This is a genomic window from Paenibacillus sp. MMS20-IR301, from assembly GCF_032302195.1.
GTDB lineage: Bacteria > Bacillota > Bacilli > Paenibacillales > Paenibacillaceae > Paenibacillus_AQ.
Genome location: NZ_CP135275.1, coordinates 7,362,796 through 7,381,292, shown reverse-complemented (window position 1 = coordinate 7,381,292; position 18,497 = coordinate 7,362,796). Strand labels below are relative to the sequence as shown.

Below are 18,497 nucleotides of genomic sequence, written 5' to 3'. Positions count from 1 at the left end.
GGGGCAGCACGCCAAAAAACGGCGCCGGCAATATACCGGCACCGTTAATTGAATATAGATCAGTTCAATTCAGCTTCCAGAGTGCAGCTGCAGCAGACGGCTCCCAGCCTGCCAGCGAGGTATGTGCCTGCAGGCAAGTGTAGGATTTGCCGCTGTAGGTGACAACATCACCAGCTTTATAGGCAACTCCAGCCGCCCAGGCCTGGGTTCCCGGTGTCACTGTCGGCACCGGTGTCGCTGTCGGCGTAGCCGAAGGGGCTACTGTAGCGGTCGGGGATACTGAAGGCTGAGGTGTAGTATTGCCGCAGCTGCCTATAACCTTCCAGGCCCCATACGCGCCGCTGAGATCCGGCCGCTCGCCTTGCGTCCACCATTTGGCTTCATAGAGCACTCCGCCATAGGAGGCCTGCTGCCCTTGCGTGTAGACGGCAGATGAACTCCATGCCGCTGCCGTACATTGGCCCGGAGTCGGTGTCGGCGTGACGGTTGCGGTCGGGGTGGCCGTTGGAGTAGCCGATGGTTTGACCGTAGCTGTCGGTGTAGCGGTTGGCGTTGCCGACGGTGTAGCAGTCGGCTTCACTATGGCCGTTGGTGTAGGGCTTGGCGTGGCCGCAGGGGTTGCGGTTGGTGTAGCGGTTGGAGTTACAACTCCGCCGCCAAGCTCGGCACTCAATTTATTCTGCAGCGTTTTGTTACGGTCGCCGCTGGTCTCCCAGAACATGGCCCCGGCCAGGCCTTTGCTTTTCACATAGCTTGCCTTGTAGCCAATGGATTCCGCATCATCATAGCTGATGAACGTCTGGTTGGACGGGTTATAAAGATAAGGCACCTTGGAAGTGTTGTTCCAGTATCGGGTGTAGCCGTTCTTGTTGATGTAATTGGCTTCCAGGTCACTGAAATCATAGTTGCCCTTCTCCCAGGTTCCGGTTGAGGAGATTCCGGCGGATACCTGGTATTGCCCGTTGCCGCTGCTTGGCGCGCCGCCCCAGCCCCGGCCGTAGAACGGCATGCCGAGCACCAGTTTATTGGCCGGCACTCCGGCATTTAAATAGCTGGTGACCGCTTTATCGATATTGTAATTCGCCGGCTCTGTAAGTCCCGATGAAGCTGCCGCAGGGTCATAGTAGAGCGGCGCGTTATGTCCGGTAGTCGTATTCCAGCTTCCGTTGAAATCGTAGGTCATAATGTTAATCCAGTCGACCACAGAAGCAATTCCGCTAAGATTGTTATTCTGGATATAAGCCGGTCCTGCACCGGATGCGATGGTCAGCAGATAGCTCTTCCCGTCTGCGGTTCCGGCGGCGTTCAGCTTCTCCCGGATTGTCTGGAGCAGCAGGATATAGTTCTGCTTATCCTCAGGACGGTAGCTGTTGCCGGCAAGTCCGCCGCTGACCGGATATTCCCAGTCCAGATCTACGCCGTCCATCTTATATTTGCGGATGAAATCAACAGCGGAATTCGCGAACACCTCACGGGTCGCGGCAGTAGCCGCCACATCCGAGAAGCGGTTTGACCACGTCCAGCCGCCGACGGAGATAACTGTCTTCAGGTTCGGATTCTTCTCCTTCAGCTTCCAGAGCTGCTTCAGATTGCCCTTGATCGGATCATCCCATTTATCGTCGCCGAAGCTCTTCTGGGCATCAATCCAGGGATCACCCAGGACAATGGTCCCGTTCGGGACACTGATCGTCTGCCCCTGCTCATTCTGGCAGGACCAGGTTACCGGATTCGGCCCGGTCGGGTCCGGATTGCCATGGATCCCGTTCCAGCAGATGTCGGCAAAGGCATAGTTGATGACATTCATTTTCGCCGGATCAATATCTGTGACATTAAATGCCCGGCCGTATGCGGCCCATGAGGCATAGTATCCTACCAGCTTGTAATCTCCGGCTGCATTAGCCGTTCTGGTATTTGCCCCCAGAGCCGGAAATAGCGTCAGGATAAGAACGGTTATGAGGCCAAGCACAAAGGTTTTACGGGATTTGCTTTTCATAAAGGCCATTTCATTGTTACCTCCCCGGTTCAATGCGTAACCCATACTCCTGCCATGAACAGAAATGCCGAAAGCCTCAGCATTCACCTCCCTGACCCGATTGACCTTCCCCCTGTAAAACTACTAATTTCATAGCTGGCAGACTGCTAGATTGATGGAGCGCAAAAAGGCACAGTTCACCTGCATGCAGGCTACTTGCCGGATGTTACAATTCCTGTATGTACTTGTGCGGTAAGTTATGTGGCAGGCCCGGCTGACAGCCGCTGTTCACAGAACCTGTGGAAGGGATGAATTGGCGGAAGGAAGAAGATTTGCTTGCAGAAGGGGTGGAGTCAACTTCTATTCTCATACATAATACACCGGTAGACCAGGGATAAATTTCCATAATAAAGGGGTAATATTATCCATTTTCCATTTTCGGGTCATGCTCCCGGGATACTTAAGGTTACACCGCTAATGATGCCTGGCATTATTAGCAAAGCAGACGCTTATACTGGCAATAGCCTAGAATCACTGTTACAAGACGGCCTGATTATTCATTGCGGGTAATTTTACGGCTTTAAGCCCTCATCTGGCGGGTATAGAAAGAATAAGCCCTGACATATACAACCCATAAAAGGAGGAATATCACATGAACAAACAACTGGCGCTCAGCCTTATTGTGGCTTGTGCCGTGCTATCGGGCTGCGCTTCTGACACCGATACGGCCGGGCCTTCCAGCTCCCCGTCCAGTACAACGGCAACGGCAACTGCAACGGCTGCCGCCACCCCGGCAGCGGTGCCCGCCGCAACCCCTGCGGCAGAATCCCAGGAGCCGTCTGCGGCGGAAGCACTGGCTTTGGACTATATCATTACATATGTGAACAACTCGGATTTGGAGGCGAAAAAACAGTTTGTTGCCGAACATCTCCATCCCGATGTGCAGTCTTTATTCAAAACAGCCCAACTGTCTGAGACCGAGCCCGAGCTTAAAGTGCGCAGGCCCCATGTCATCGAATCCGTGGATTACACGGATGAAAACGGGGCACAGATGGAAGCGGTGCTGATCCAAGGTGAGACACGTTACAAACTGTACAATGAGGTCATCGTATTGATTACAGACAACAAAGTGATCCGGGCCATGGAATCTGTGGAAAAAGCCAGATTTGACAACATCCGCAGCAAGTTCAAGGCGCCGGTTCCTGCCGTGACGGTGCCGCCCCTTACCGTGTTGGACGATTTGGTCAATTTCATCATTGTCGATGTATGGAACAACGGTTTCGCTGATTTCCATTATTATTCCAAAGACGGCAAAAACAGTGTCGGCGAAAAAATGGATGTCCAGGCCAGCATGGATCAATTGGCCGTTACAATGAAACATAAGCAAGAATCCGACAGCTATATCGCAGGCCTGGATGACGGATACGACGAAGTGAAGCAATTATGGGCACCGCTATCCGCAGAAATCGACCGCTTGTATGCCCAGCTCCTCGAGAACCCGCCCAAGCCTAAAGATCCGAATACTGATTTTGATACCGAATCATTCCGTCAATATCGGGATAATTTCCAAAGCAAAGTGGATGCCATGCTGCTTGAAAATCAGTAAACACAAACAGAAACGCTGCGCCGTCCTGAAACTTCTTGCTGAACGGCCAAAATACATTCTAATGTATTCAGGGTGGAGCAGGTTATAGAGGGCCAATCCCATCTGTCTGGTTCAAATACAGTCCCAATCTGACCCTTAACATTCCTGTATACGCTAAGATTTGGACTTAGACAAAAACAAGGGCGCCTCTTAAGATGGGGATGTACGGGGTCTGGAGCCCTAAAACCCATCAGGAGGCGCTTACTATGAAGTCTAACCGAAAAGATATAACGAATCAACGCATTGAACGAATTACCATGCAGCATGCCGTAGTCGGAATCGACATTGCCAAGGATGTGCATGCCGCACAGATGACCGACTTTCGCGGGCGTTCACTCACGCCCCGTCACTTGTCGTTCTCCAACACGCTGGAAGGCTTCGAAAAGTTCTTGCGCTGGGCAAGGGAAGCTCAGTCGAAGCATCGTCTGACCTCCCTGCTCATTGGTCTGGAGCCCACCGGTCATTACTGGTTTAACTTCGCGAACTGGTTACTTGAACAAGGGATCGAGGTGGTACTGGTCAATCCGGTGACGACCCACCGCAACAAGGAAAACCGGGATAATAGTCCATCGAAGAACGACCCTAAGGATGCGCTTGTCATTGCGGATGTCGTCAGCCGTGGCTATTACACCGACTACCTCGCTCAGGCGGCGGTCTTCGACCGGCTGAAGACGCTAATGAGCAACCGGGAGTATTGGGTCAAGCAAGGGATAAGCCTGGGCAATCGCATCGTCCGCTGGATCGACCTGTACTTCCCCGAATTCCGCCAAGTCTTTCCGGACTGGACGACGCTTCGCTCGCTGGCGTCACTTCGCGCCTGCCCTTTGCCGTGTGACCTCAAGGGACGCAGCGTCGAGGAAGTCATGGACCTGTGGCGCAAACAAGGCATGAAACGGGCGGCAGGTGTCAGCGGCCGTGCGAAAGCGGCGGTCTTGCTGGCGACGGCCGCGCGCAGTATTGGCGATACCCGGGCGGTGGAGGAAGCCAGGCAAGACCTCGGCCACCTCCTCCAAACCTACGACAACGTCATGGCCATGCTCGACGAAATGGACGAAGCCCTCCAATCGCTGCTGGAGGAAATCCCCTTGGCTGAGCAGTTGCGAAGCATCCGCGGGCTGGGAGATCTGACGGTGGCTGCCATTTTGGCCGGAGCCGGGGATTTGCGCCTTTATGCGCATGGCCGACAATTGCTAAGGCGCGCCGGCCTGAACTTGGCGGAGTGCACTTCCGGTACATCCAAAGGGAAAATCAAGCTCTCCAAACGCGGCGACAGTACGCTACGCAAACACTTATACTGGGGGATGCTGAGTCTGTTGCGGCAAAACCCCGACTTCAAGCGCTGGCACGCAAACAACCAGGCACGAGGCCTGAAGAAGCAAGCTTCGCTGTTTAAGCTCATTGGCAAACTGGCTCGCATCCTAATTGGCATGGTGCAGCGAGGGGAAACCTACCGTGGTGCTGATTTCTCCCCCGTAGCCGCATAAACCGCAATCACGAAAGTTGACTCATTCGCAGGAACGTACCGTATTACGTGCACAAGAGAATCGAAGGTGGTGTCCGGAAGGGCTTTGACCCGTTACCTTAACGCGATCGATCTCCACGCCATGGACAGGTGAAACGAAGGAATGAAAGGGCATAGACCCGTTGAGATCTGGGAGGGTGAACCTCCGTGGGACAAGTGGAGTGTGCAGGATAGCGAGGATTTAAAAGCACGTCTTACGCTGCTTTTGTTCCTGCATGCCCGTAAGCCGCTCGGCGGGGCCCTCTCTATCGCCCCCCACTTTCACTCCCGTTTCTTTACGATGAAATCCTGCGAAGGAGTGAGTATTTGTGAGAAAATCCCCTAAATACGAGGGACGGACACCACAGCCTTTATTCGCTCAAAAAAGGTCATTTGGGCGGGCTTACGGACATGACGGCCCTTATCCGCCGCTTTTCATGGATAAACTCCGCTTTTGAGGTGAAATAACGGCGCTGATGTCCGTAAGACCGGCACTCAGGTACCTTTCCGCAAGCTTAACGTCTCTCATGTCCGTAACGCTAAGCTAGTCCCTTGAACAAACGTTGCGTGGCTGGCTGCTTTGCTTAACGGAGGGCCCATTTAACCCGCTTGCCTGCGCGGCAGCTAGTGCCCCTACATATCCCTCTGCCGCGGACTCTCTTTTTTCTGCAAAAAAGGCGCCCTGCAGAAAGGGCGCCTTTTTGTATGGTTTCATTTCCTATTCTTTGCCATGCTGGCGTTCAGCCAGCTTCCCGGTCAGCAGCCGCAGTGCCGTTCCCCGGTGGCTGACCGCCTGCTTCTCTTCCAGCGTCAGCTCTGCCATGGTCTTCTCGAACTGCGGAAGATAGAACAGCGGATCGTAGCCGAATCCGCCCGCACCGGCCGGCTCAGAGGTAATCCAGCCCTCCACCGTTCCTTCCGCCGTCAGCTCCCGGCCATCCGCCGGATCATATAACGACAACGCGCAGACGAACCGGGCCGGACTCAGCAGCGGCTGGCCGGTATCCTCACCCTGCTTCAGCCCCTCCAGCTCGCTCAGCAGCTTCAGGTTATTCGCTTCATCATCAGCCGGCTCACCGGCGTAGCGGGCCGAGTAGACTCCCGGGCTTCCGTCCAGCGCTTCTACGCATAGACCGGAATCATCCGCAAGCACCGGATATCCGAGTGCATCCCCGACCGCCTTGGATTTCTTGAACGCATTCTCGGCAAAGGTCACCCCGTCCTCGACCACATCCGGCAGGTCCGGGTAGTCAAACATGCTCTTGACGGTTAGCCCCAGCGGTGCGAACGCGTGCTGAAATTCGCGCACCTTGCCCTTGTTCTTCGTTGCAACAATCAGGATAGCGCTGCCGGACTCCATCCTATACCTCCTGTCCGGGCTGGCCGGAAGGGATTTTGAGCGCAATTGTGCCAAGGACTTCCTTTTGCACAGCGATCAGCTCATAGATTCCCTTCTCTCCCAGTCCCAGCAGCTGATCCAGCTCCTGGCGGGTAAACGGACGATCCTCACCTGTGCCTTGAACCTCAACAAAAGCACCGCCGCCGGTCATAACCACGTTCATATCAACCTTCGCTTTGGAATCCTCTTCATAATTCAGATCGAGCAGCGTCTGGTCGCCGACTACACCGACACTGATCGCACCTAAGAAGTCCGTAATCGGAAATACAGCCAGCTTATGCTGCAGCGCAATCCGGTTGATCGCAAAGGCCATCGCTACAAAAGCGCCGGTAATCGAAGCCGTCCGCGTTCCCCCGTCCGCCTGGATTACATCGCAGTCCAGGGTGATGCTGCGTTCGCCAAGCGCCTGCAGATTCACGACAGAACGGAGTGCCCGGCCGATCAGACGCTGAATCTCCATCGTCCGCCCGGTAAGCTTGCCGCGTGCCGCTTCACGCTGGTTACGGGTCTGGGTAGCCCGGGGAAGCATGGAATATTCGGCGGTCACCCAGCCCTTGCCTTGCCCCTTCAGAAACGGCGGAACCTTCTCGTCCACGGTTGCCGTGCAGATGACCTTGGTATCTCCCATCTCAATGATGACAGAGCCCTCTGCATATTTGTTGGTCTGGGTCGTTATTGTCAGCGGCCGGAGCTGGTCTTCGTTGCGCCCGTTTGATCTCATCTTTGTCTGCCTCCTACATTGTATAGCCCTAAGTTGGGGTATCCTTGAACTCATCCGCATTCCTTACGCAGAAAGTGGTGCCATCCTCTATGTAAGAGAACGGCACCGCCGGTTTCTGTCCCGATATCCGGATGATTGATACTTCATTCTATCAAAGAGTAGGCACAAAAGCATCTTTTTGCCCTTGCAAAAGCATTCTACAGCGGCAGCTCGTTCACATATTCCGGTGCCGAGACCGGCTGGCCGTAATCTACATCATTGGTTCCTGTCACCGTACTCTTGCCGTTCAGCCGGATCTGCACCAGCGCATCATCCGTATTCTGGGCAACCGTCAGCACCACGGATTCGAGCATTTCTTCAGGAATGGTAGTACTGCCTTCGAACATATCATCCGTCAGGGAGACTGTAACCACCCCGTTCTGTCCGGCCTCCACCGCATCAAGCACGGTCCCCTGCGTCATTACCATCTCCAGGCCGTTCTCCGACTGCGGGCCGGCTATGAGCTCATTCAAGGCCGCTTCAACACGGTCCCCCCCGGCGGGTACAAACCGGGTAACCGGAACATAATACTGGTGAATACCGTCAGGTGAAGCTGCCGAGAAGTAGACTGTCACCGCGCTAGAGTTCATCTTGAGCGCATTCGATTTTGCCAGGTTGATCCCCATTGTGCGGGAGAGCGGCCGGTCCAGCGGTGTGCCCTGCAGCGGCATTTCGGTCAGCTTTTTGCCGTCCACCCACAGCTGCACACCCTGGATATCCTCCTGTCCGGTGAGCGTCCAGGTGAGCGCCTCAAGGATTTTGCGTTCATTCGCAGGCTCATAGTCATTAAATGCGGCATTGAATTCAACAACCGCCAGCTTATCCTGGCCTACCGATACACTTTTCACTTCTGTCCCGGCCGGCAATACCCCCTGGAAGCCATCAGGCAGCACTGAAGCATACGCTCCCTTGCTGACCAGTGCGGTAAGCGAATCCTTCACCATGACCATGCTGTCCCCTTGCGGCAAAGCCAGCGATACCGGAGCCAGCAGGCCATGCTGATCCTCCAGGAAGACAGTTGTCCGTTCTCCGGCCGCCGCAGCTGCTCCAGCCTCTTCTTCTCCCGCTGCCAGAGCACCCTCATCCGCCGAGACAGGGCCGAAAACTCCCGTGTCCAGTCCGCCTTCCCCGCTGATCCGCAGCATTTGCGCTTCAACCTCACTTGGCGGCGGATCTACTGCAGCGGATTCGGAACCAAACAGGCTGCAGCCGGAGAGCAAAAGCGGAATGGCCAGCATACAAGCCGCAGACATCCCGCGGAGGTGTTTCATCGGTTTCTTCAAGCATCATTACCCCTTTCAACGCTATGATCAGTTTGTACTGCTATGTATACGAGCCCTTTGTCCAAAAAATAACAACAGCTTATCCTAAATTTGTTGCAGCTGCTCCCGGAACGGCAAGCGGGCTGTTTCTGGACTTCTGTCCGCTGCTTGCGTACAATTTGAATAGACGACTACACCAATAATTCATAAATGGAGGACTTCCCATGTCAGATGCCAAAATCCCTTACAGCCTCAACAGCAAAGCCGTCGCCGAAGCCACCCGGTTCTGGCTGCAGAAACGCGGGGTAACGATCCTTGAGATTGCCGAGCTCGTCATGCTGCTGCAGAAGAAATACTACCCGGGCCTGACTATGGAGGAATGTGTCCATAACGTGGAAATGGTGCTGAGCAAACGCGAGGTACAAAACGCAGTATTGACTGGCATCCAGCTTGATGTGCTGGCCGAAGAGGGCAAGCTGTTTGCACCGCTGCAGGATATGATTGAGAATGATGAAGGGCTGTACGGCGTGGATGAGATTCTGGCATTCTCCATCGTGAATGTATACGGCAGCATCGGGTTCACCAATTACGGCTATGTAGACAAGCTGAAACCCGGCGTGCTGGAGCGGCTGAATGACAAAACAACCGGCCAGATCCACACCTACCTGGACGATATCGTCGGTGCCGTGGCCGCAGCCGCCAGCAGCCGTATTGCCCACCGCAAGCAGGCTGAACGCGAGCAGGAGCTCGGATTGCCGCACGCCCCTGAGGATGTGGAGGAAGCAGCCCGGCGGAGGGCAGAGGAGAAGGCAAGACCGGAATAAAACACGGGTTGAAATGAGCCGTGATTACATTTGATTTGAAGGGTGCGAAGCGTAAATGACTTATTCGTTTATCATTGAACCTGTAGCCGTACAGGAGTTTGAGAGTGAGGACGAGCTGATTGAGCGGTGCAAGGAATGGAATCTTCTGCCCGCCACAGCAACCCGGGTTAAGACTTATCAGTACAAGCGCCAGGGCCTGATTCTGCCTTGCGAAATTGTCGGATTCGTGGATAATGTGACTGTGGTTATCCAGTTCGAGAATAAGCAGCAGCACTGCATTCATCCCGCTTATCTCAAAGAAATGCAGACCGCAGGCTTCGGGCAGCGCGCTTCAGCAGCGGATGCCCGGACTGATGACTCACCGGAGCTTCCGGATGAGCCTGCAGCTGCAGAGAATCCGCCGGAGGAACTGCCTCATAAGACAACTGGAACAGACAGCGGAGCCATAAGCGGGGAAATTCCGGCTGTGCCGGAGGCTAATGCTGCAGCAGAGACGGTAACGCCGGAGCCTCCGCAGAAAAAGGCCGCCGCCTCCAAAAAAAAGCCAGCCGTCCAGCTGCCTGAAGACAAGCTTGCAGTTACCGCCGTTATCAAAGAGTTCACCACCGTGCCCAATCATTTCTCGGATAATGATGACGAGGTTATTATATATGAGGCTGTTGTGGTGGAGGGCCATGATCTGGGTATAGAAGAGGTCTGGTCAAGCCACAGCGCTACGCTGAAGAAGCTTGAGCTGAACGTAGGCGACAAAGTTTCGTTCGAAGCCAAGATTGTCGCCAAGAAGCTGACCCAGCATCCGGTAAAATATAAAATTAACAACCCTTCCAAAATGAAAAAAACAGACCCTTCCTCATAAAAAAGGCTGCAGCATCCGGAAGCATGCAAGCAGTGAACCGTGTCCGGCGGCCCCGGCTGTGAGTACGCACGAAGTGCCCCTAATGATCCGGCTTCCAGGCTGGATCAGGGGACCGGCTGCCGGGGCACCATCTGGTTACGCTCCATCAGATTCAGGATGTCGGCAATCATATCCTTGGCAGGATACGGCATCGAATGGGTGATCCACCACTCCATGACCCCCACTACAGCCGAAGCCAGAAACTGCAGCAGCAGCTCCTTGTTCATTCCCCTGTTCAGCCCGTCCATCTCGATTTGCCCGCTCAGCCCCTGCAGCAGAATCGCGTGCAGACGGGTTCTGAAGGCAGGCACCCCTTTATTATTCAGCAGAGTTGTGAATACAAACGCATGCCGCTCCAGGTATTCGGCCGTCCGCAGCAGCGCCTCCCCTGAGGCAAACTGCTCATCCTCCCCGGCAGCCAGACAGCTCTCACACAGCTGCTGCATCTGGGTTTCAATGCATTGGTCCAGCAGATCATATTTGTCCACGAAATGCAGATAGACCGTCCCCCTGCTCACGTTAGCCCGTTCGGCAATTTCATTAATGGTAATCTGCTCGAAATTTTTTCCGGCCATCAGGCTGATAAAAGACGTGAAAATAGCCTCCCGCGTTTTACCGATTCTTCTGTCCATGTGCTGCTCCTTCTTTTCGGTTCATAGTTTGTATATGTGATTTTAGTTGGATAAATGACATCTATTTCAGTTGGATAACCAACACTTAATTCGACGCAAATTGGCTGATGAGAATTAAGTATAGAAAATCCAACTACTGTTTATAACGGAGTGGTTCTCTTTCTGCCAGAAAAACCCAGGTCCAACCCTCTCATCAGTTATGCCCCGCCGCCGCGAACAGCAGCGGCCCGCCCGGCTCTGCCGCCAGCACAGCCGCCCGGCCGCGGCGCACCAGCTCCTCCAGGTGCGCGAGCGCCTCGCTCATGGCGAAGCGCAGCTGATGCGCGCTGGCCACGCGGCCGCGGAACAGCGCCTCGCACACGGCGAACCCGCTTCGCGGTCCGCCGGCCAGCAGCTGAGCGGCGGTGTCCAGCCGCTCCTCATGGTGCCGGAGCAGGCTGTCCGCCCGCTCCGCCCACGCCGTGAACGGCTCCCGGTGCCCCGGGAACGCACGGCGCACAGGCAGGCTGCGCAGCATACGCAGCCCCTCAAGAAAGGTCTGCAGCGGCTGCGGATCGCTGCCGGGCTGCAGGCCGACATTGGGCGAGATCTGCGGCAGCACAGCATCGCCGCAGATCAGGAGCCCGCTGCCGGCCTCATACAAAGACACATGGCCCGGCGCATGCCCGCCGGTCAGCACGGGCGTCCACTCCCGGCCGCCCAGCACCAAAGGCACCGCAGCGTCGATATAGCTGACCTCCGCCTGCGGAGTGACCTGGGCCAGGAAGCTCTCCAGATGCTCCCTGACCCCCTGGACCAGCTCCTCCGGCATGCCGTGCCGGAGGAACAAGAGCGGCAGCGACTCATTGAGCGTCGCCTCCGCCCCCCAGGACATGCGGGCCTCTGCATGGGCCCGCTCCGACATCCAGACCCGGCTGCCGCTGCGGGCCTGCATCCAGCCCGCCAGCCCGTAGTGGTCGGGATGGTGATGGGTCACTATGATCTGCCGGACATGATCCCAGGAGAGATCCAGCTCATCCAGCACCCCCTGCCAGGCCAGCTCCGCCTCCAGTGTATGCGGGCCGGGGTCGATGACTGTAATGCCGCCCTCCGGCTCTGTGACAAAATAGCTGTTCACCCAGCGCAGCGGCGGGTCCATCGGCACGCTCACCTGCAGGATGCCGCCCTCCCAATCCTTAATCTCCGCCTTGCGCATAATGCCGTCACCGCCTCTTCCAAGTCTTCTGCCTGATACCATCTACGGACGGATACCGACAAAGATCATCCGCTTGGAATGCTCCTCGTCATATTCTTCTTCATCATAGCTGCCGTGAACAGCCTCAAGCTGCAGCCCGGCGGCGGCAAGCAGCTGTTTGAACGTATCCAGCGGGTAGAGCTTTACCCGCTCATGATATTTGCGTGGCGTATCATCCCCTTTGGAGGTGAGGACGATATCCTTTTTGACATAGCCGTCTTCGATGCTCCGGGACTCATCAATCAGAATATCCCCGTCTATGCGGGTGGAGTGCGGTACGAGGTGACGGATGACATAGGCCGGATTAAGAAAATCTATAATAAATTTGCCGCCCGGCTTCAGCATCCTGAAGATTTCGCGCAGCACCTTAATCTGCTCCTCATCCTCTTCGAAATAGCCGAAGGAGGTGAACAGATTGACCACCGCATCAAAACCGCCGGCAAGCGGCAGCTCCCGCATATCGGAGCGCAGCCAGGTCACACGCTCCGCCCCCTTCTGGGAACGCGCTTCACGCAGCAGCACCTCGGAGAGATCTACACCGGTCACCTCGTAACCGGCCTTCGACAGCGCCAGCGAATGGCGGCCCATTCCGCAGCACAGATCCAGCACCCCGGCTCCCGGAGGCAGCTCCAGCCAGCTGATCATCTTCTCCACTTCATGGCTTGCGCCGCAGAAATCCCTGTGCCGGTAGACAATTAAATAATCCTCGCCAAAGCTGGTTTCATACCACTCATTCATCTCCTGCCAACTCCCTCCACAGCCTGTTCCACAGTATGGCCTCTGGGCCATTCTCTAATTAACGCTTATTGTACTGTCTTTTGCTGCAGAAACATAGGATTAGAATCTCATTTTATAAGCTGTCCGTATGCTGCAGGTACACGCGCGCTTCATAAGGGCGCAGCTTCAGGTTATGCAGGTCGTCCCCTTTGGCAGGCGGATAATTCGAAATCAGCAGCTCCAGCTTCTCGGCACCCCCGAAATCCTCAGGCAGCTCAAAGACCGGCTCCCGCTCATAGAAATTCAGGATGACCAGCAGCCGCTGATCCCCGAGCGTCCGGGTGTACGCATAAATCTCGGGATGCTCCTCCAGCAGCAGCCCGTACTCCCCGTAGACGATCACCTGGTGTTTTTTCCGCAGGGCAATCAGCTTTTTATAATAATGGTAGATGGAATCAGGATCTTTGATGCTGCTTGCCGCATTAATCTCCCGGGAATTCGAGTTGACTCTGATCCAGGGAACCCCCGTAGTAAATCCGCCTTCCTCCCCGTCATCCCACTGCATCGGCGTGCGGGCATTATCCCGGCTCTTGGAGTGGATAGCAGCCATAATATCGGCTTCAGGAACGCCGCTGGACCGCTTGTCCTCATAATAGTTCAGGGTTTCCACATCCCGGTAGTCGTCAATCGACTCGAAGGCCGCATTGGTCATTCCAAGCTCCTCCCCCTGATAGATGTACGGCGTGCCTTCCAGCATGTGGATGAAGGTGGCCAGCATTTTGGCGGACGGGATACGGTAGTACAGGTCATTGCCGAACCGTGACACCGAGCGCGGCTGATCGTGGTTGCACAGATAGTTGGCGTTCCAGCCCCGGTTATGCAGGACCGTCTGCCAGTTGCTGATGATCTTCTTCAGCTCACTCAGCTTCCAGGGCACGACATCCCATTTCCCGCTCCCCGGAGAGGCTGCATCCAGATTCATATGCTCGAACTGAAACGTCATATTCAGCTCCCGCCGTCCGTCACCGACATAATCGAGCGCCTGCTCCGGGCCAAGGCCCGAAGTCTCGCCGACTGTCATAATATCGTAGTAATAGAGCACCTGATCATGCAGATTCTGCAGCAGCGTGTGCACATGCGCAAGGTTCGAGAACATATCATATGCGCGGACCGTAGGTGTTCCTCCGGGATTCAGCGCATCGGGATAGCCTTCAGCCTTCACAATATGGGCAATGGCATCAAAGCGGAAGCCGTCAACCCCCTTCTTCAGCCACCACTGCACCATCTCATGGAGCCTGCTTATCACTGCCGGGTTCTCCCAGTTCAGGTCCGGCTGAAACCGGGAATACAGGTGCAGATAATATTCATCCGTGCGGGGATCAAGCTCCCAGACCGAGCCGCTGAAATAGGATTCCCAGTTGTTCGGGGGGCCGCCGTTTTTGCCTTTTCTCCAGATATAATAATCCCGCTTCGGGTTGTCCTTCGAGCTTCTGGATTCGATGAACCACGGATGCTCATGTGAGGTATGATTCAGCACCAGATCCATCATCAGCTTCATGCCCCGGGTATGCAGCCCCTGCAGCAGCCGGTCAAAATCCTCCATCGTCCCGAATTCCTTCATAATCTCGCAATAGTCGCTGATGTCATAACCGTTGTCATGGTTCGGTGACTTATAGACCGGGCAGATCCAGATCACATCCACCCCAAGGTCCTGCAGATAATCAAGCTTTGACAGCACTCCGCGCAGATCACCGATCCCGTCACCGTTACTGTCCATGAAGCTGATCGGATAAATCTGGTAAGCCACACTCTCTTTCCACCATTTAGGATTCACTCCGGGTTCCCTCCGCTTCTCTTTGGGTCTGCCTGTGAAAGACATATTAATATATCTTAACCACCCCGGAGGAAGAGAATAACAAGCTGCCCTGAGAGGATGTCCCTACTGCGCCGCAACCAATCCCTGAACAGCCGCCTTGAGCTGCCGGTCGAGCTGCCCGTTCCACTTCAGCCCCTCCTGTACGGACTCGCCATGAACATAGAACATAAGAATGGAATCCTCCTGATAGGCTTGATACGGAACCAGGTCCGCAGTAGCCGTCTGTTCCCCGAAGGCCTTCCACCCTGCAGCCCGCTCCTCCGCTGAAGAGAACTGGTAGATCGGCAGCTCCACTCCGTTCAAAACGTACAACTGAGGCTTAACACCGTTTAGCTCCAGCTGAAAAACAGCGCCGGGGACCTCCTCCCCCTCCAGCAGCAGCAAATCCTCATCAGCAAAAACAGCCGTAACTTCCTCCTGCGTCAGAATACGTGCCCGCTCCGGGGCGGAGCTCTCCGTCATTCCGCAGCCCGCTGCCAGCAGGCAGAGTCCAATCGACAACACCAGTATCAGCATCCGCAGCCCGCGGTTCACTTTAGTTTCCAGCTTTGCGTTCATATGTGCACCATCCTAACTTTCCGGATTCATTTCCGGTTAAACTACATATTCAGACGGAGACTTAACGGCAAAGTTGCGGGTTTTTACTAATGCTGTAACTTCACTTCTGCCGAAAAAAGTAGTCTGCTGCACTAAATGCAACAGATAATCTTCCGGACACCAAAAAAGAGCATTCTATTGCACACACTGCAATGGAATACTCTTTATTTAACGAACGCCAGCGATAGTTGTATTCTGTACAACTAAACGGATGATCTGCTGAACAGTAGACAATTTAGTTGTACAAAGTACAGTTAAGTACAAACCTCAACCTGCGCATACGTCCTGCGCTTGATCCGTTGCACCGTTCACCCGCCCCACCTAGAGCAGTCCGACCAGCTTCAGGCCTTTCAGCACCCCGTCCTCGCTGACTGGCGTGGTCACATAAGCTGCAGCAGCCTTCGCTTCAGGCTCACCGTTGCCCATGGCAATGCCGTGGCCGACATATCCAAGCATCTCTACATCATTCAGCCCGTCCCCGAAAGCATACACGTCTTCCTTGTCTACACCGAGAAGCTTCAGCATCTGGGCGATTCCGTTCGCCTTCGACCCGTTACCCGGCAGCACATCCATACTGAACGGATGCCAGCGGATGAACTTCAGCTCCGGATACCGCTCCATGTATGCCGCCTGGCTCTCCTGCGGGCAGAAGATCAGCGCCTGGTGGATCTCATGATTCAGATAATACTCCGGATCATGTGCCGGAAACACCATTTTCAGTGAGCCGATGCTTGTCTTGATATACTCATGCTCCGCCACATTCACCCTCATCCCGGCCGTATCTGTGTAAGCTACCGGATGATCGAGCTTCTCAGCGAACAGCGTAAGATCCTTCAGAAGGGTCTGATCCAGCGGATTACTGTATACCGACTTTCCTTCATGCACTACATATTGTCCGTTAAGCGATACATAAGAGTGGATATCCAGCTCCTCACGCAGCTCTTCGAACATGTAGTCCGCTCTTCCGGTAGCAATAGCCACCGTGTGCCCGCGTCTTTTCAGTTCGGCAATCGCTTCCTTCGCTGATGCGGGAATCTGCTTATCGTCATCATAAATTGTGCCGTCAATATCGAAGAAGACCGTTTTTTTCAAAGTCATCGCTGCTCCATTCTTCCTGCTCTATTCCGGATTAATATCCTGCTCAGATTGTAGATGCTCCCTGTAAACGATGCAAGCTATCTTTTCAGAAAAAACAGCAAAAAGCAGCCCCGTCCTCCATAAGGAAAACAGGTGCTGCTTGTATTATCCATACGCCGGAGCGGTTCTAAACGGCATTCTGGGCCCGCTGCTGCTCTTCCATCAGCCACTGTACCAGCATATATTCCGGAACAGTACCTTTGCGCTTTTCCGCATAATCACGGACCTTCTCCAGCAGGCGTCCGGCTGTATCAGCGCTGACCTCAAGGCCCCGCTGCTCCAGTACATGCGTCACACCGCCGCTGCCCGAATGCTTGCCGAGCACGAAGCGGTGGGCCCGGCCCAGCTCCGCCGGATCGAACGACTGGTATGTCGCCTGCTCCTTCCTCAGCCCGTCCACATGAATCCCGGATTCATGTGTGAAGGCAAGCCGGCCCACTATCGGCTTCGCATCGCCGACATTCCGGCCGGAAGCAGCAATGACCCTGTCTGCCAGTCCCTTGAGCAGGTCCAGCCGGACGGCACATTCCCCGCCGTACAAATAGCGCCAGGCCATGGCTACCTCCTCCATGGCCGCATTGCCGGTCCGTTCCCCGATACCGGCGACTGTCGTACTGGCCCACACCGCCCCCGCAGCAATGCCGCTGAGCGTGTTCGCGCAGGCCAGCCCGAAATCATTATGGCAGTGCACCTCAAGCTCTACATCAGCAGGCACAGCTCCGAGCAGCCTGCTGATCCGCTCCGCCATCCCCCCCGGATGATGCACCGAGACGGTATCCGCGTAGCGGAATCTGCGGACACCTTCCAGATATAAACGGTTCACCACCTGGATCAGAAAATCCATATCCGCTCTGGAGGAATCCTCCATACCGACCGACACCGTCATGTTCATCCTAAGCCCGTACTCTGCTGCGCGCAGCAGCTTGTTCAGGCCTTCCGCAGGGGACAGCCCGAGCTTACCCTGCAGCTGAATCTCTGACACAGGAAGCGAGATATGACTCCAGCTAACTCCCGTAGCCCTGGCCTTGTCAATATCACCGGGGACCGAGCGGTTCCAGGTCATCAGCTTCATGGGCAAGCCCAGCTCAGCGATGGCTGCAATATCCTCCTGCTCCCGTTTACCCATGGCAGGAATCCCTACCTCAGCCTGCTCTACTCCGCACTCCGACAGCAACTTTGCGATTTCCAGCTTTTCCGCCCTCGTGAATGAAACTCCAGCCGCCTGTTCACCATCCCGCAGTGTCGTGTCACATAGCTTGAGACTTTTCACGGTGTACCTCCTTCTCCGCAGCAAGCGCAATTCGGATTACGGGTAATACGGACGCTATAACAGGCGAAGTCGAGTGAGCTGAAGCGATGCATTACGCCCGCATAAGTTGTCCCTACCCCTGTAATCCATTTTACGGCCTCCAGCGCAGCGAGACAACCTGCAATCCCGGAGGTTGCCCCGAGCACGGGGAACCCGAACGGCTCCCACTGCGGCTGCACATCCGGATAGAGGCATTCGAGGCAAGGTGTTAATCCCGGAATTACAGTCGTGAGCGATATCTCAAAACCGTACATGGCCGCTTCCACCATAGGCGTATTCATCTCAACACAGAGGCGGTTCAGGGCATACCGCTCAGGGAAATCATACCGCGCATCAATGACTATATCAGCAGCCTCCACCCAGGGTCTGGCCGCGTGAGCTTCAATTCTGGAATTATAGCCTTCAATCTCCACATGCGGATTCAGCTGCTTCAGCCGGGCAACGGCCGTGCTCATCCGCTCCTGGCCCAGATGGCCGCTGTCCATCAGAATTTGCCGGTTCAGATCCGGGGCCAGGATGATTCCCTCATGAGCGAGGATAAGCTTGCCGACGCCGGCGGCTGCCAGGTATAGCGCAGCCGTTCCGCCAAGTCCGCCGATCCCGGCCACCATCACCACCGCTTCCTTCAGTGCCTTCTGCCCGTCTTCCCCGAGCAGCTTCAGCTGCCGGGCATACCGCTCTAGCTCCAACTCTCCGGCAAGCTGCTCCATTCCTGACTCCCCCTGTGATTGATTCAA

Annotated in this window: 16 protein-coding genes; 4 read left to right on the top strand and 12 right to left on the bottom strand. The window is 55.3% G+C overall.

The features are described 5' to 3' along the window. Positions 1-64 precede the first annotated feature (64 nt). A complete protein-coding gene (locus LOS79_RS31740) occupies positions 65-2,002 on the bottom strand; it encodes a glycosyl hydrolase family 18 protein (protein WP_315415007.1) in 1,938 nt (645 codons plus the stop codon). 622 nt (positions 2,003-2,624) lie between these two features. Between LOS79_RS31740 and LOS79_RS31735 the strand changes: the two genes are divergently transcribed. Next, positions 2,625-3,578, top strand: coding sequence for a hypothetical protein (locus LOS79_RS31735; protein ID WP_315415006.1), 954 nt, complete (start codon positions 2,625-2,627; stop codon positions 3,576-3,578). A 245-nt stretch (positions 3,579-3,823) separates the two neighbouring features. Continuing rightward, entirely contained in the window at positions 3,824-5,101 is a 1,278-nt protein-coding gene (locus LOS79_RS31730; RefSeq protein WP_315415005.1) for an IS110 family RNA-guided transposase, read from the top strand. Between the two features lie 735 nt (positions 5,102-5,836). On the opposite strand, the gene LOS79_RS31725 is transcribed toward LOS79_RS31730, so the two are convergent. The 3 genes from LOS79_RS31725 to LOS79_RS31715 all read right to left on the bottom strand — a co-directional run bounded on the left by LOS79_RS31725 (position 5,837) and on the right by LOS79_RS31715 (position 8,548). Next, positions 5,837-6,478, bottom strand: a complete 642-nt coding sequence (locus tag LOS79_RS31725; protein WP_315415004.1) for an XTP/dITP diphosphatase — start codon at positions 6,476-6,478, stop codon at positions 5,837-5,839. Between the two features lies 1 nt (position 6,479). Then, positions 6,480-7,238, bottom strand: a complete 759-nt coding sequence (gene rph, locus LOS79_RS31720; RefSeq protein ID WP_315415003.1) for a ribonuclease PH — start codon at positions 7,236-7,238, stop codon at positions 6,480-6,482. Between the two features lie 197 nt (positions 7,239-7,435). Continuing rightward, positions 7,436-8,548 carry a GerMN domain-containing protein gene (locus tag LOS79_RS31715; RefSeq protein WP_315422553.1) on the bottom strand — a complete coding sequence of 371 codons (1,113 nt, stop codon included), beginning with the start codon at positions 8,546-8,548 and terminating at the stop codon, positions 7,436-7,438. Positions 8,549-8,763: 215 nt separating this feature from the next. Here LOS79_RS31715 and LOS79_RS31710 point away from each other — a divergent pair, with 215 nt between their 5' ends. Beyond that, positions 8,764-9,363, top strand: coding sequence for a phosphatidylglycerophosphatase A family protein (locus tag LOS79_RS31710; RefSeq protein ID WP_315415002.1), 600 nt, complete (start codon positions 8,764-8,766; stop codon positions 9,361-9,363). 55 nt (positions 9,364-9,418) lie between these two features. After that, the gene (locus tag LOS79_RS31705) at positions 9,419-10,219 is read left to right on the top strand and encodes a hypothetical protein (protein ID WP_315415000.1); all 801 of its coding nucleotides are present in this window, start codon (positions 9,419-9,421) and stop codon (positions 10,217-10,219) included. Positions 10,220-10,323: 104 nt separating this feature from the next. Here LOS79_RS31705 and LOS79_RS31700 read toward each other — a convergent pair whose 3' ends face one another. The 8 genes from LOS79_RS31700 to LOS79_RS31665 all read right to left on the bottom strand — a co-directional run bounded on the left by LOS79_RS31700 (position 10,324) and on the right by LOS79_RS31665 (position 18,497). Next, positions 10,324-10,890, bottom strand: a complete 567-nt coding sequence (locus tag LOS79_RS31700) for a TetR/AcrR family transcriptional regulator (RefSeq protein ID WP_315414999.1) — start codon at positions 10,888-10,890, stop codon at positions 10,324-10,326. 193 nt (positions 10,891-11,083) lie between these two features. After that, positions 11,084-12,127, bottom strand: a complete 1,044-nt coding sequence (locus LOS79_RS31695) for an MBL fold metallo-hydrolase (RefSeq protein ID WP_315414998.1) — start codon at positions 12,125-12,127, stop codon at positions 11,084-11,086. Beyond that, positions 12,128-12,862, bottom strand: a complete 735-nt coding sequence (locus LOS79_RS31690; protein WP_315414997.1) for a class I SAM-dependent methyltransferase — start codon at positions 12,860-12,862, stop codon at positions 12,128-12,130. Between the two features lie 112 nt (positions 12,863-12,974). Further along, a complete protein-coding gene (locus LOS79_RS31685) occupies positions 12,975-14,675 on the bottom strand; it encodes a glycoside hydrolase family 13 protein (protein WP_315414996.1) in 1,701 nt (566 codons plus the stop codon). 105 nt (positions 14,676-14,780) lie between these two features. After that, positions 14,781-15,275: a hypothetical protein gene (locus LOS79_RS31680; protein ID WP_315414995.1), complete on the bottom strand. Its 495-nt coding sequence runs from the start codon at positions 15,273-15,275 to the stop codon at positions 14,781-14,783. A 360-nt stretch (positions 15,276-15,635) separates the two neighbouring features. Next, positions 15,636-16,412 carry a Cof-type HAD-IIB family hydrolase gene (locus tag LOS79_RS31675; protein ID WP_315414994.1) on the bottom strand — a complete coding sequence of 259 codons (777 nt, stop codon included), beginning with the start codon at positions 16,410-16,412 and terminating at the stop codon, positions 15,636-15,638. Between the two features lie 166 nt (positions 16,413-16,578). Continuing rightward, positions 16,579-17,721, bottom strand: coding sequence for a homocitrate synthase/isopropylmalate synthase family protein (locus LOS79_RS31670; RefSeq protein ID WP_315414993.1), 1,143 nt, complete (start codon positions 17,719-17,721; stop codon positions 16,579-16,581). Continuing rightward, complete coding sequence (locus tag LOS79_RS31665) at positions 17,718-18,497, bottom strand: HesA/MoeB/ThiF family protein (RefSeq protein ID WP_315414992.1); 780 nt, start codon at positions 18,495-18,497, stop codon at positions 17,718-17,720. The genes LOS79_RS31670 and LOS79_RS31665 overlap by 4 nt, the downstream gene beginning before the upstream one ends.

What these genes read in the sequence shown, in the direction of transcription:
- rph (WP_315415003.1), bottom strand. Translation starts at nt 7,238, where the DNA reads ATGAGATCAAACGGGCGCAACGAAGACCAGCTCCGGCCGCTGACAATA.
- LOS79_RS31730 (WP_315415005.1), top strand. Translation starts at nt 3,824, where the DNA reads ATGAAGTCTAACCGAAAAGATATAACGAATCAACGCATTGAACGAATT.
- LOS79_RS31675 (WP_315414994.1), bottom strand. Translation starts at nt 16,412, where the DNA reads ATGACTTTGAAAAAAACGGTCTTCTTCGATATTGACGGCACAATTTAT.
- LOS79_RS31695 (WP_315414998.1), bottom strand. Translation starts at nt 12,127, where the DNA reads ATGGTATCAGGCAGAAGACTTGGAAGAGGCGGTGACGGCATTATGCGC.
- LOS79_RS31710 (WP_315415002.1), top strand. Translation starts at nt 8,764, where the DNA reads ATGTCAGATGCCAAAATCCCTTACAGCCTCAACAGCAAAGCCGTCGCC.
- LOS79_RS31725 (WP_315415004.1), bottom strand. Translation starts at nt 6,478, where the DNA reads ATGGAGTCCGGCAGCGCTATCCTGATTGTTGCAACGAAGAACAAGGGC.
- LOS79_RS31705 (WP_315415000.1), top strand. Translation starts at nt 9,419, where the DNA reads ATGACTTATTCGTTTATCATTGAACCTGTAGCCGTACAGGAGTTTGAG.
- LOS79_RS31715 (WP_315422553.1), bottom strand. Translation starts at nt 8,548, where the DNA reads ATGAAACACCTCCGCGGGATGTCTGCGGCTTGTATGCTGGCCATTCCG.
- LOS79_RS31735 (WP_315415006.1), top strand. Translation starts at nt 2,625, where the DNA reads ATGAACAAACAACTGGCGCTCAGCCTTATTGTGGCTTGTGCCGTGCTA.
- LOS79_RS31740 (WP_315415007.1), bottom strand. Translation starts at nt 2,002, where the DNA reads ATGGCCTTTATGAAAAGCAAATCCCGTAAAACCTTTGTGCTTGGCCTC.
- LOS79_RS31700 (WP_315414999.1), bottom strand. Translation starts at nt 10,890, where the DNA reads ATGGACAGAAGAATCGGTAAAACGCGGGAGGCTATTTTCACGTCTTTT.
- LOS79_RS31680 (WP_315414995.1), bottom strand. Translation starts at nt 15,275, where the DNA reads ATGAACGCAAAGCTGGAAACTAAAGTGAACCGCGGGCTGCGGATGCTG.
- LOS79_RS31690 (WP_315414997.1), bottom strand. Translation starts at nt 12,862, where the DNA reads ATGAATGAGTGGTATGAAACCAGCTTTGGCGAGGATTATTTAATTGTC.